The 12,857-nt window shown below is 42.2% G+C and carries 16 protein-coding genes; 4 read left to right on the forward strand and 12 right to left on the reverse strand.

Going from position 1 to position 12,857, the window contains the following annotated elements; genetic code table 11:
• Positions 1-37: 37 nt before the first annotated feature.
• Positions 38-496, forward strand: a complete 459-nt coding sequence (locus FAZ15_RS13420) for an adenylyltransferase/cytidyltransferase family protein (protein WP_136901831.1) — start codon at positions 38-40, stop codon at positions 494-496.
• A gap of 185 nt (positions 497-681) precedes the next feature.
• Here the strand turns inward: FAZ15_RS13420 and FAZ15_RS13425 are convergent, their stop codons facing one another.
• Positions 682-2,217 (reverse strand): capsule assembly Wzi family protein, encoded by a 1,536-nt coding sequence (locus FAZ15_RS13425; RefSeq protein ID WP_136901832.1) that lies wholly within the window; start codon positions 2,215-2,217, stop codon positions 682-684.
• 55 nt (positions 2,218-2,272) lie between these two features.
• Between FAZ15_RS13425 and FAZ15_RS22710 the strand changes: the two genes are divergently transcribed.
• Positions 2,273-2,827: a hypothetical protein gene (locus FAZ15_RS22710; RefSeq protein ID WP_202912394.1), complete on the forward strand. Its 555-nt coding sequence runs from the start codon at positions 2,273-2,275 to the stop codon at positions 2,825-2,827.
• Positions 2,828-2,831: 4 nt separating this feature from the next.
• Here FAZ15_RS22710 and FAZ15_RS13435 read toward each other — a convergent pair whose 3' ends face one another.
• The 7 genes from FAZ15_RS13435 to FAZ15_RS13460 form a co-directional block, all read right to left on the reverse strand.
• Positions 2,832-3,194 (reverse strand): hypothetical protein, encoded by a 363-nt coding sequence (locus FAZ15_RS13435; protein ID WP_136901833.1) that lies wholly within the window; start codon positions 3,192-3,194, stop codon positions 2,832-2,834.
• 564 nt (positions 3,195-3,758) lie between these two features.
• Positions 3,759-4,019 (reverse strand): hypothetical protein, encoded by a 261-nt coding sequence (locus FAZ15_RS13440; protein WP_136901834.1) that lies wholly within the window; start codon positions 4,017-4,019, stop codon positions 3,759-3,761.
• A complete protein-coding gene (locus FAZ15_RS13445) occupies positions 4,006-5,394 on the reverse strand; it encodes a Fic family protein (RefSeq protein WP_136901835.1) in 1,389 nt (462 codons plus the stop codon). Before FAZ15_RS13445 ends, FAZ15_RS13440 begins: the two co-directional genes overlap by 14 nt.
• On the reverse strand, positions 5,391-6,044 hold the full coding sequence (locus FAZ15_RS13450) for a hypothetical protein (protein WP_136901836.1): 654 nt from the start codon (positions 6,042-6,044) through the stop codon (positions 5,391-5,393). Before FAZ15_RS13450 ends, FAZ15_RS13445 begins: the two co-directional genes overlap by 4 nt.
• Before the next feature lie 30 nt (positions 6,045-6,074).
• The gene (locus tag FAZ15_RS22500) at positions 6,075-6,251 is read right to left on the reverse strand and encodes a hypothetical protein (protein WP_162304938.1); all 177 of its coding nucleotides are present in this window, start codon (positions 6,249-6,251) and stop codon (positions 6,075-6,077) included.
• Between the two features lie 24 nt (positions 6,252-6,275).
• A complete protein-coding gene (locus FAZ15_RS22715; protein WP_202912395.1) occupies positions 6,276-6,617 on the reverse strand; it encodes a hypothetical protein in 342 nt (113 codons plus the stop codon).
• A 319-nt stretch (positions 6,618-6,936) separates the two neighbouring features.
• Positions 6,937-7,374 carry a hypothetical protein gene (locus FAZ15_RS13460; RefSeq protein WP_136901837.1) on the reverse strand — a complete coding sequence of 146 codons (438 nt, stop codon included), beginning with the start codon at positions 7,372-7,374 and terminating at the stop codon, positions 6,937-6,939.
• Positions 7,375-7,957: 583 nt separating this feature from the next.
• On the opposite strand from FAZ15_RS13460, the gene FAZ15_RS22505 reads away from it, so the two are divergent.
• On the forward strand, positions 7,958-8,134 hold the full coding sequence (locus tag FAZ15_RS22505) for a hypothetical protein (RefSeq protein ID WP_162304939.1): 177 nt from the start codon (positions 7,958-7,960) through the stop codon (positions 8,132-8,134).
• A gap of 13 nt (positions 8,135-8,147) precedes the next feature.
• Here FAZ15_RS22505 and FAZ15_RS13465 read toward each other — a convergent pair whose 3' ends face one another.
• Positions 8,148-8,726: a cyclic nucleotide-binding domain-containing protein gene (locus tag FAZ15_RS13465; RefSeq protein ID WP_136901838.1), complete on the reverse strand. Its 579-nt coding sequence runs from the start codon at positions 8,724-8,726 to the stop codon at positions 8,148-8,150.
• Positions 8,727-9,037: 311 nt separating this feature from the next.
• On the opposite strand from FAZ15_RS13465, the gene FAZ15_RS13470 reads away from it, so the two are divergent.
• Complete coding sequence (locus tag FAZ15_RS13470; protein WP_136901839.1) at positions 9,038-9,490, forward strand: hypothetical protein; 453 nt, start codon at positions 9,038-9,040, stop codon at positions 9,488-9,490.
• Between the two features lie 93 nt (positions 9,491-9,583).
• Here the strand turns inward: FAZ15_RS13470 and FAZ15_RS13475 are convergent, their stop codons facing one another.
• From FAZ15_RS13475 to FAZ15_RS13485, 3 genes are read right to left on the reverse strand one after another with little or no spacing between them, the layout of a single operon-like run.
• Positions 9,584-10,717, reverse strand: a complete 1,134-nt coding sequence (locus tag FAZ15_RS13475) for a TlpA disulfide reductase family protein (RefSeq protein ID WP_238387251.1) — start codon at positions 10,715-10,717, stop codon at positions 9,584-9,586.
• Between the two features lie 6 nt (positions 10,718-10,723).
• Entirely contained in the window at positions 10,724-11,860 is a 1,137-nt protein-coding gene (locus FAZ15_RS13480; protein ID WP_136901840.1) for a TlpA disulfide reductase family protein, read from the reverse strand.
• Positions 11,861-11,878: 18 nt separating this feature from the next.
• Positions 11,879-12,856, reverse strand: a complete 978-nt coding sequence (locus FAZ15_RS13485) for a discoidin domain-containing protein (protein ID WP_136901841.1) — start codon at positions 12,854-12,856, stop codon at positions 11,879-11,881.
• Position 12,857 lies beyond the last annotated feature (1 nt).

Here is a 12,857-nt window from a genome sequence, read left to right on the forward strand (position 1 = left end):
CTTATTGTCTATAATTTATAACTTTTGACTTTGTAAAATGAAAATTGGAATCACATTCTCTGCCTTTGACCTGTTACATGCCGGTCACATTAAAATGCTTGAAGAAGCGAAATCACAGTGTGATTATTTAATCTGTGGTTTGCAAACTGACCCCACGCTGGATCGTCCAGAAAAGAATAAACCCGTGCAGACGGTGGTCGAACGCTATATTCAGCTGAAAGGATGCAAGCATGTAGACGAGATTGTACCCTATGCTACTGAGCAGGATCTGGAAGATATCCTACGCTCGTATAAACTGGATGTACGCATCGTGGGGGATGAGTATATGAGTAAAAATTTTACCGGACGACAATACTGTGAAGAAAAGGGAATCGAACTTTATTTCAACGGAAGGGATCACCGCTTTTCGAGCTCCGGATTGCGTAAGACAGTAGCGGAGAAAGAGGAATCAAACGGGAATTCACAAAATAACAAACCAAGCGTAGCGAGCTCCTAGATAGCATAGAGCATTGATCAGATATTTAATAGTAGTCTGATACACGATAAGAAAATAACTGACTTCGTCATTATTGAATGATGAAGCCTAAAGGCTTATTGTACAGGAGTGGATAAAATGAGTTTACATGTAAGATTTTATATGTAAACTCGTAAAGAAAAATAATGTTTCATTTACGCATTATTCTAAAAAGTTTTATGTAGTCGCACTGACATACCGAGACTATTCTCTAGCAATTTACCTTGATCTAATGCTACTGTACCTCCAATAAATAAGCGTTTGGATATTAGGCGTTCACCTTGCACAATTGCGGAGAACTGGTTGACCTTTTTGAAAATACCATAAATGGGTGGAAATCGCGTTTGTCCCAAAGAACCGCCGTATTCACTTGTGCTGAAGGTGCCATAATGCATTGCATAAGTTAGTTTGGTTAGGAAGTCCCATCGCTGTATATGCCCAGAAAGACCAACATGACTAGCTACTACTCGATTACTAATAAAAAATTCATTATGGTAGGCAATTTGTCCTTCGCGAACTGTATTTTTCGCTGCTATTAAGGGGTTTCCAATATTTTTGTTTTTATATGACCAACCTTCAACATAGAAAAAATTATTATAATAATCCTCATCACCGGATTTGGTCGATTTAGACCAGGGATAACCCGCTTGATCTTTAGAGTAGAAAAACTCGACTAAAAGTTTCTGCCAATCCCAAACGCGATCGCTACTTTTATATAGATTGTTTGTTAGCGTAATCCCATTTAAGCCATCTTTGATATTTGCCAGTTTGGATAACGCGCCAACATCGTAGAAGTTTTGACGGTAAACCAAGACATTAACCGAACCGAAATTATACGATCCACCGATATCGAGAGATCCTTGATGGTTTCCTATTTTGGAGCGGGGTATGCCGTTGCTTTCGTTTCCATAAGCTTTTCCTGAGGCTACATGCCAGAGTGTTTGGAATGTGTTGAGTTCGTAAGCACTGCCATAGGCTTTCTTCTCACTGCCCCATTGTGCCTGATGATTAAAACCTCCATAAAGAGTTAATTTCCAATGCGGTTTACCTAGGCGTCCATAAACTGATTTCTGGTGGAGCAGGGTATGTAGTTGGTTGTCTGATTTTATTAGAAATTCATCAGGGTTTATTTCGTATTTCCCCATATACCCATTCGCAAAATTACCTTTAAAAGAGAACAGTCCGCCAAACCAAGGAAGACGATAATATTCCGGGATGCTGATATCTAATTTAGGTACACCCAGTGCATTTCCCGATACCGCAAAATTTCCCGAGCTCAGTAAGGTGTCACCGTTCAATCCCATGACGTCTTTACTGCGACCGGCCTTCACTTCAAACATCGCATAGCGCACCTTTGCATGGGCGTCGATGAGCTGTACGTTGACATCTTTACCAACATTTGCTCGTGCTTCCAGCCCATATCCCCAGTCCCATAGAGATTCGGTATCGGTCTTCCGGCCCTGCCATTCACCAGGCTGTCGATAGGTTTTGTTTGCCCTAATAACGAAGCTCCCCGATCCACCATCCAATGGAACGGAACCATACTGGTTGGAGCGCATCCAAAATGGAACGACACCGTTACTAGTATAGCCCCCGTGTAATTCGAGTTCGAAATTCGTGTTTTTTTTGTGTTGTGCTTGGCTAAATTGCATCGTTGATGCACATAGCAATACAAGCGAGAGTAGGGAAAGGTTAATGTTCATTAGGCAATGTTTTCACTGCTTAAAGTTACTGTTTTTTTGTAGTAATGTGAGATGAATGGAAGGAAATTTTAAAGGAATTGTGAAGCTTTTTTTGGTAAGAAGGGGCCTTCCGGTAATATCCTTAACCGTCAGGGAGGTTTCCTCAGGCTTGAAGGATACTTTCTTAGCGCTGGATGATGTTTCCTCAGGCTTGAAGGATACTTTCTTAGCGCTGGATGATGTTTCCTCAGGCTTGAAGGATACTTTCTTAGCGCTGGATGATGTTTCCTTAGGCTTGAAGGATACTTTCTTAGCGCTGGATGATGTTTCCTTAGGCTTCGAGGATACCTTCTTAGCGCTGGATGATGTTTCCTTAGGCTTGAAGGATACTTTCTTAGAGCTGGATGATGTTTCCTTAGGCTTGAAGGATACTTTCTTAGCGCTGGATGATGTTTCCTTAGGCTTGAAGGATACTTTCTTAGCGCTGGATAATGTATCCTTAGGCTTCGAGGATACCTTCTTAGCACTGGATGATGTATCCCTACGCATCAAGGATACCTTCTTAGCACTGGATGATGTATCCTTAGGCTTCAAGAATACTTTCTTAACGCTGGATGAAGTACCTTCCTAAAACCCTACCGTACCCTCAAACTCACAACATCGCTCCAGTCTCCAGTTCCGTAGCTGTTTATAGCACGTACCTTAATGAAAACTGTTGATCGGGACGGTATATCCTTAAGCACGTTATTCCGAGATCGGGTAGTAAAAAGTGAATGCTCCCACTGAAGTTCTGGCGAATGGGGTTCAACTTCATCATCTGATGTCCATACCGCATACTTGCACTCATAGGTCAGATCTCTGCCCAACGGATTGAAGTCGAAACGGACTTCGTCGAATAGCTGCCCATCGGAAAGCCGACCGCCGGTAGGTGCCCCGGGAACTGTTCCCTTCTTCCTTCCTGTAAATACGGGAAACCCCGATGTATATAGGATAGACATGGCACGCTATCTCTATGCTGACCGAAGCCTCCTAATACACGTATGTAGCTCATAATTAATGTTTTTAGATTTACTTATTTGTATGTTAGATCAGATAATGAGACTCATTTCTAGACAATACGATGTAATTGTATTCTAATATACCGTTAATATAACTAATATCAACGTTATTTTAAAATACAATATCGTAGATTTATTCAACATCAACGTTAAAGTATTTTTAAAGTACGGTATTATGAAATATTAATACGTTATAGTATTTGATATAAACGTTAATTTAAATTAAAGTAACTTAAAAATAACTCTACTTAACGTAATTACTAAATAAAATAACGGTATAACATTTAAAAAAAACGTTAATATGTTATATAACAACGTTATATAAAAATATAATTACGTATGTTTATCGTAAAGCACCGTTATTTTGCTGTCTTCTTAGCACTGGTTACAACAATTAAATCTTATTTACACACTTTAAGGGATACCGCCGACAATATGCCTATGGGAACCTTTCCCTTACGCCATGCAAGATTTATTTTTGAAATCAGTCATTGATAATGGATGTTATGTACTACGGTAGTCTATAGTATTTTTTGTGAACCGACTTGAACCATACTGCTCAGTGGTACGGCGTATATGGTCTTTGTCGACCAAAAGCTTTATCATCTGCAATAGTATACTTTTTCCACTCGCGTGCGGGCCTACGAATAAGGTAAGGTCACCAAAATTGATATTTCTAGTTCCCTCAATAGCTCCCTCAATAGTTCCCTCAACAGCTCCCTCAATATTGACAATTTTGCGTTTTATTATTTTACGCAATGGCATGTTTGATTGAGTTTGTCATGTTTTTGAGCAGCTCATTTTCCAAGGAAATGATAAAAGCTTCATCTAATCTGTCATCATAGCCAAATATTTTTTCAATGTTCTTCTGACCGGAAACATGAAGTGCCATTTTCAAGTGTGTATGCTCCAATATTATTTTGATATCAATGACGAACGGTATTTTTTTATTTGCTCCCTTGAGACCAAACTTTTCCTCTCTAAATGTTACTTCCTGTACGTCATCTTTATAAAGATTTTTGCCTAGTATCGTGAGGTTCTTTTCTCCCGAATTGATGACTTGTAGCTTAGAGCCGATCTCTTTTCCGAGGATAGCTATATTAGAATTAATTGCTGTTTCCAAGCTAGGTCGGTATGTTTCGCCATTTACGTATATCGACTTCTGAGTTTCAGAAAAAAGATCATCGACTTTGGATATCGTGTCTTCGAAGCGAGGTTTTACCTCTTCCATAAAATATGATAGACAATCGTAGGCTAAAATGGGACTCTTGGTGCTTTTTCCATTTTTCAACTTTGCTTTTAGCAAAATCAACTCCTTTAAGGCGTCATCACCATCTTCAATACTCTCACCCTTAGCTCCTGCAATCATTATTTCCAACGAATGGATAAGATTCTTAGCGATGTAATTAATGAAAGGATCGATTGTTCCGGCATCGGCTTGGCGTAGAGCAGAAAAATAATTTTCTTTGTCCTCGGTTTTGATGATTATCGGAGGATATTCATATTTCATTAAGATAAAGTTCATCAGTATACGCGCGGTACGTCCGTTTCCATCGTCAAAGGGGTGTATACGAATGAAGCGGTAGTGAAATTCAGCGGCTAGGATGATAGGGTTAATATCAACTTCTTCACTTTTTTCGCGGTACCAAATAATAAGGTCATGCATTTTAGCCGGTGTCTCCTCCGGTGTTGCGAATCGGAATATCTCTCCGGTTTTTGTCTTGACATGATTAGGGGAAGTTTTATACTGGCCCACAGCTATTTTTCGTGTTGTGGGTTGGCCTTCCGGAGTAACGGCTTTTACTTCGTATGGAGACCTAAGTAATAATGTATGTAACTCTCGTATGAAATTTTCAGTAAGAGGATGGTCTCCTTTTACTAAATCTTCTACCCACTTAATCGCCTCATCATGTCCTGTTATTTCGAAGTGATCCTTTAAAGGTTTTCCCTGAGCCGTTATTCCATGCAATAGAAGTGCTTTGGTCTCGGTGAATGACAATGAATTGCCTTCGATGCTATTGGAATGATAGTTCCATTCGAATCTGAATTTTTGCCTAAGTACGTCTGCTATATCTGCGGGTAACGGGCGAGAGGCATTCAGGTCTTTTTTTAGCAGCTCTGCTTTTTCTACGTAATTCAAGATCCTTCCCTCCAATACTTCAAAATTCCATCAATAGAATCTTTTTCCAGCAGCTTGTGGCGACTACTACAAAGGATTTTCAAGCATTTCTCCAATTCACTTACTGTGAAAGAGATGTTGCTTTCGGTCTTTATCTTTTTATAGATTTCAAGGCCATCTCTTTTCTTATTAAAAAACTTCTTTTCGATCCATCGTTTTAAGAGATCGAGCAGACCTTTGTTGGTTTTTCGGGTGCTGCCTTTCGGCGCATTTTTCTTCTTCCAGATGATGCGTATACCTTCGCCGCTAGGGAAGTAGACGATATGGGAGAATCCTTTGTACCCGTGGTCCGGTATCCCGCCGGTATGATAGAGCTGTATATTACCCGGCTCGGCGCCATTAGGAATGATTTTAGAAAACGGACATCCTAAGATATAGGGTAGTAGATCGATCTGATCTTCGTTAAACCGGTTCTTATCCCCAGGTTTGATAATGAAGCCGAAGACATAATTATTGGCTTTTCCCAGTAGAAAGGAAAGCTCATCATCAGTCATGCCGATCTCATTTAGCTGCTCAATAACCTGACAGATAATGATATAATCCATCCGGGACATAATGACGTCTGGCTTATCTGCTTTTCTTACGGATGGTCTTTGGATAACTTCGATCAATGGAATAATATTGAATGAAGGTAAAGAATATTATCCTCTGATTTTGTATCCAGGGATATATAGTGGTTCAAATTGTACCAAATTTTCGGACATGCCCTTAAATCTGTTCTCCTTCTTCTCGGCCGGAACAGCAGGCTGAGCCTTGGCAGCTTTATAAGCTTCCCTAGGGCTTTCACACTTAGTTTGTTTCTGCAAAGATTTCTTCATATCGTTAAAATTGTAGAATAATTTTCAGACTTCGGTAAACTTAGGGTCTATATCACGTGCTAAGAAAAAGCCTTTGATACAATTCGGGTTTCTTACACAGATTTGGATATGGTCTTTTTCTCGAAACCCGGCATTTGGATAGAGTTCTTTTCCTTCCCAAAATACACCTCTAACACTGTCAAATGCTGTAAGACTTTCGTCTCTACGTGCTTTATGCAAAGTTTCAATTACGGCACAATCTAATTCTCTAAGCATCAATTCCCGCAAATCGCCAATGGGTTTGTTTTGTGGTATAGGTTGGTTCTGGGAGCTTAAAGTAGTGCTTAGAATATCAATCCAGACAATTACCCAAATGTATAACAGCACCTAGCACGAACGGTTTTTGTATAGGATTTTTAGAGCGTCCAGGATTTGCTTTAAGGTGATGAGCGTATTCTAAGGCCCTTGACGGACTATTTTCCCAAAAATACATGCCGTTCCCAAGCCAATCATATTTATTGACACTGTCTTTAAGTGGTTGTTGAAGTGTCAGTACCCGATATGCAACCTCTTCATCACACCCATGGAATCCATAAACTATTCCTGAGCCTCTGGAATACATAAATGCTTGTAATTTTTGGAGCGTTTCCCTGTTTCGGTCAGTACACCCAAATCTACCAAAAATCTTTTAGAGGTTTCACTGTTTTTAGTGACTTTCTCTTTGTATTGTTGCAACACAGCAATGAACCGCTCCGTATCCTTCTCCTTTAAATTTTCTTTTTTCGTTTTCATAACTGACTGATTTTATACCTATCACACAAATATAATGATATTTTCTAAATTCCTCCCACACCGTTTTGATGACGGCTTTTTCGTTGGTGTCTTTGGTAGAGAGATGCCTGTAGAGTTTGTCCAGATCTTCCAGCACGTCCGCTTTCGGCGATGCTTTTATCCCTTCTAGTACCTGTAGCACAAATGCAGGATCAGATAACGAAACCACAACCTTGTCTACTTTCTCATGCGAGTCACTGACCTGCCAGTCGTCCGGTGGAGTGATGTCAGATAGTTCGCATCTTAACGCATCAGCTATTAAAGGGTAGTCCGCAGAGTTGTATTTATGCACAACTACAGAACTCTCACACATACCCACATAGCCTTCTGACTTATCAATTTTTTCAGAAAGTTTTCTTGTAGAGTCGCCGTTAACTAGTCTTTTTAACTTTATCCTGTTAATAATATACAGAGATGATTTGTTGATTTTTACCATTAAGAAGTCTTTATGGCAGCGGTATACGCAAACAGCGCCGCAAGGCTAATAGATAATGCGAATACACTATAGTATCGCAGTGTGGCATAGTTTCGTTTGATTAAGCTGGGTATATACATCATAATGGCTTTATATGTTTATCATCGCTAACTGTTGAAACAAATGTAGACGCTGTAGCCGGCTAAAAAAAGGGAACGGGTACGCAACGTAAAGACCTGACTTCGCAAATGCAATCCCTGAGTTCTCAACCTGTGGGAACGGGTTCGCAATGGAGGTGCCATCCGTTGATATTTGGTTATTTTTACCTAAATAATTTATGTAAAATGTAATTAAGAAAAGAAAGGAGTACTGTCATGCTATGGGATGATCACAGACGAGAAGAAAGATTGAAATGTCCGTCGACGAGAAAGACCAGCTTTAGCTGTAAGCGCGATGCGGAATCATTCATGGACGAAATAAAATGGAGGCACAACCACCCGATCCGACGGGAAGATGGTTCGCGGCGCAAACACCGTATGAAAGGCAAGCCCAAGCTGCAACGGGCGTACTACTGTCCGCATTGCACGGGCTTCCATATCACGACCTGGGAGCTGTGGGTATATACCGGTGGCGGATATCCGAAAAGGCCGCCGCATAACTGATGCAATCGGTCAGATACCGCGCTTGGTGAAATTGTACCATTTGCGGCTTACGCCGATAACCTGTGCTGATTTTTCGTCGGGAAGCTCTTTCGTGACATCGCCAAACTCCTGGATGAGCCATTCTACCCGCTTCTTGGTGTCGTTCTGCCTGAAAATCCGTACCGCCTCCTTATGATAGTTGAGTTCGTTACTGAGGAGGTAGTTGAAGTAGGGCGCAAAACAGGCAGGAACCCGCTCTCCGGATTCCGCACCGGTGGGCAGGGTAATGATGGTCGACGCTTTAGAAAACACGATCCGCATGTTGCTTGCCGAATTCACCAGAAAATTCTCGCCCAACAAAATAAAGCTGTTGGTATTCCAGAGGCGTACCACCTGGGAATGACCTTCGTTCTGCTCATAACCGTAGGCCGCGCCATCCACCAGATAGCAATATTCGCTGACCTGGTCGCCGTAATCGATGTAGATCTCGTTGCATGCAACCTCCTTGAGTTTTAGGTAGGATACAATCGTATCCCAGCTGTCGTTGGGTATGGGTTTGTAGTTGGACAGTATAGCCCGTAAGCGATTATATGTTTCGTGATTTTCCATAGTTGCTTTGTTTAGCGTTGTGGCTGATGAGGAGCCGGAAGGAGCCGGTTTTCGGGAATGAGCGATCGGTGGATGCGGTGGCGGATGGAATGGTGATACCAGTGCCAACCCAGATAACCGGGATGCAAGTGAAGGGAAATGATACCACCCACTTTGGCACTGTGGTAGACCCAGGGATGTACCGCTATTTCGCCCGGACGTTCCTTTCCGTCTTCCAGGTATAGGAAGCGGATGCTATATGAGTTATTCCCATAATCGCAGGTCTGTATGATCTTTGCGTTGATGTCGACACGGGTGCTGAGGTCGGCATAATGGCAGTTGGCCGTCGTAAGTGCTGTGAACAAGACAAAGATGGTGAAGCAACCTCCCAGAAGAAGCCCGAGCAGAGCGATAGGCAGCATATCGTAGTCCGTAAAGATAAAACGGTGAACAACACGATAACGAAAGTTTCTTTTGACCAGGTCGTCTACGGTTACTGGACGAATAAGATCGGACGGCTCGGAAAATTCGGTGGTGAAACGGTTTATATCACCGAACAGTCGACACTTAAGGACATGCATGCGGCCTTTAAAGGGTACTGCAAAATGGTAAACAGAAACTACATCGTTCCACAAAATGCGCTGGCTCAATGCATTAAGCGTAAAGACGGCTACCTGCTGGTGCTGAAAGAAAAGACCCCGACAGATATCACGATATCGAAAGAAAAATTTCAGGAACTACGGGAGTGGATACTGGCAGTGGTCGATATTGAAATTGAAAAGTAAGCACCTGCTGGCGCCCCATATGACTTGAGTACAAGTCATTTTATATGTATATTTGATCTGGGCACAGATCAAATATACATATACGCATCTTGCTTACTTCATATAAGACGCAATCATCTTATTGACATTTTCGCCTCTAAGATCTTTGGCAATAATGACGCCTTCGGGATTGATCAGAAAATTCTGCGGGATAGCGGTAATACCATATTTAACTGCGATATCAGTTTTAAACCCCTTAAGGTCGCTAACTTGTATCCATGGCATACCGTCCTGCTCTACAGCCTTAAGCCATGCAGCCTTGCTTTCGTCAAGCGATACGCCCACAATTTCAAAATTCTTATCCTTCAACTCATTATAGGTCTTTAGCAAATGTGGGTTCTCGGCACGACAGGGCGCACACCAGCTTGCCCAGAAGTCTACCAATACATATTTGCCCTTTAGCGAAGACAGTTTAAAGGTGTTGCCTTCAATATCGGGCTGTTCAAAGTCAACCGCTTTTCCTATAGCGATATTCTTTGCCTTATCATACTTCTGCGTTAGTTTCTGACCATTGAAGCTGGCCAATACCCGCTCACTGAGTAGATCGTAATATTTGCCAAATGTGGCAGGATCTATTACAGCCGTTTTATTGTCAAGGATCAGATCCAGTGTAACGTACGAATCCGGATGGCTGAAAATAAAAGAGTCTAAAACTGCCTCAATTCGTGCATGTACCGGGCGGGCTTCCGCTTGGATAGCCTTTATAGCGACTGTATCTTTCTCTTTGGCATAATAAACCTTTGAGAACCGATCCGAAATATCCTTGAACTGTGCCAACAGATCCGCAGTGCGTAGATTATATGCATTGAAATCGGACTGTGCCTGCGTACCGGTGATACGTGCCTTCGTCAGACTATCGGTAGCCACCACCTTATACTTTCCTTTTTCAAGGTAAAATTGCTGATAGTCTGGCATAGTTCTTTTTTGCGTACTGTCTCGCTCTAGCGGTACTAATGAGAGGTGGGCTTTATTACCAAAAGCCGTGGTACCTTTAAACATAAACTTGCCATTTTTCAGCAATGAACTATCCCTTGCACTTTTCCCTTGGCTGTCTACATAAGTAAGAATTACTTTGCCCGCTTTCTTCACCCCGGAAAGTCGACCTTTTATCTCAAACTTGTCTTGCGCCATGCTGCTGGCGGCTATGAGCATCAATAATGCTGTAACGATATTTTTAATAGTGATCATTCTCTTTTATTTAATAAGTTCTTTCAATTTTTGCGATAGTGCCTCTCCTCTAAGGTTCTTAGCTATGATCATCCCGTTAGGATCGATTAATAGGTTTTGAGGTACCGAGTTGATGCCGTACATCACAGCGACTTCGTTTTTCCATCCCTTCAGATCGCTCACGTGAATCCATGGCAGGCCGTCGTTTTCGATTGCTCCTTGCCATGCCGCTTCACTGCCCGGATAGTCCAGCGATACGCCTACAATTTCGAAGTTCTTACCTTCTAGCTCATTATATGCCTTCACGAGGAATGGATTTTCAGCCCGGCAGGGGGCACACCAACTGGCCCAAAAGTCAACCAATACATACTTACCGCGTAACGAAGAAAGTGTAAAAGGTTTACTATTTACGTCATTTTGAGTAAAATCGGTTGCTTTCATGCCTGTCTGGCGTCGCTTGCCGACTTCTATTTTCTCCACGGTCCGTAAGCCTAATGGCGAAGACTTCAGCTCATCCGAAAACCGATGGAATAAGGGTTCCACGACCGCTGGGTCAAACTTGCTATCCAGTACAGACAGGTAGAATGTATGTAGCCCCATAAAGGAATCTAAATGATTTTCTGCAAAGGTCCAGTTGATCTCTTTGTTTTTTGCGACTAGCTTTTGGATGCTATCTCCCGCCATCTTACGTTCTTCCAGCGACTTAATATATTCGCCCTGTGCATCTTTGGCTCCATATTCATCTTGTAATTTAACGATTTGTGCGGTTACCGGTTTCATCAACGCTTCGCGCTGCCGATTCTGGGTGTCGCTGATCGAACCCCTTACTTCTGCGGTACGAATGGAGTCCGTCCCTACGATGGAAATCTTAGAATTTTCTATAAAAAAATCTTTTGAATCGCGCTGACGACTAGCTGCTAAAGTATTTTGCCGCTTTAAGGTCAAAATGGCATTTTGAGGCTCTTCGACTGAACCGCTGAACTGGAACTTACCCTTGTTAACCAAGACGGAATCTACTTCTGTCCATGCTCCGTTTTTCAATAAAACAAGGTACACCTTAGCCGCCTCTTTTAGCGCAGGTAGCTTTCCCTTGATCGTATAACTTCCTTGTGCTGCCGCCATAAAGGGCAGGAGCAGCAAGGCTACAATTAGTTTAATATTCATGACTTTCAAATTAATAGTTTAATTTCTTAACATAATTCCACTCACTAGCACAACGCTAAAAGTCAGCGTACCTGATACGTAAGGGGCTGCTTCCAAAACGGTGACCCGTACATACCTTGCTGTGGTCTGGGAAGGCAAATTCATCGTGTGCTTCCTAGCCGTGTTTCTAATGTCTACACTATAGGTACCCTGGTCTATCCATGTGCTGTTGTCCATACTTGTTTCTAGCTTTACCGAAGTGGGGTCTCCTCCTAACGTAGCGTAATTTATATTGACACTCGTCGGGTAAAATATATCAACTCCCGAAAAGCTCACTTCCCGCGCATAATCTATATGGAGGAACTGCGGAAAGACTTCCGATGTTGCACTCGCCCAATAGGTAGTACCGGTATTTGGATCAACTGCTCTGCTTGCCGTATTTGCTCCGGCCGTGGAACTGGCAGTGGCTGTCACCGTAAATCCGGCATGGTCTACATATAGGGCATCTCCTGTATTGAAGACATAATACACGACCTTCCGCGTACCGGGATCCTGTATGATTCCGTCCACAGCTGTTATCGCTAAAGGAAGTACATAGGTGCTATTAGGTCTCAACAGATTTTGGAAGCTAAGGTTTAATACGGCGGATTCGGATACGTTGCTACCCGCATTGATCGCTACCGTCGATTTGTAAAACAGATAATTCAACGATGGAAGTAACAGTGCTGCACTACCGTACTTTTCCCGATAGGCAGCAATTTTAGTGGTATCCGGCGCGAAAGTAACGTAATGCGGATCTGAAGATGTGCCCCCTAGTAAGGCCGCTTTCATTTCCATACTAAGCAAAGACACTTCTTTGATATCGAGGTTTTGCTGTACGACATCCGAAGATGTAGGCAGATCAAAAGTTACACGCCCTTCTGTAAGCACCTCGCGTCTGGACTCTTCTTTTTTACAAGCTGCAAGCAATAGTACAAAAAAACCTATTGCCAGTATATTATATGTGAATTTCTTCATT

Source organism: Sphingobacterium olei (assembly GCF_005048855.1).
Classification (GTDB): Bacteria; Bacteroidota; Bacteroidia; order Sphingobacteriales; family Sphingobacteriaceae; genus Sphingobacterium; species Sphingobacterium olei.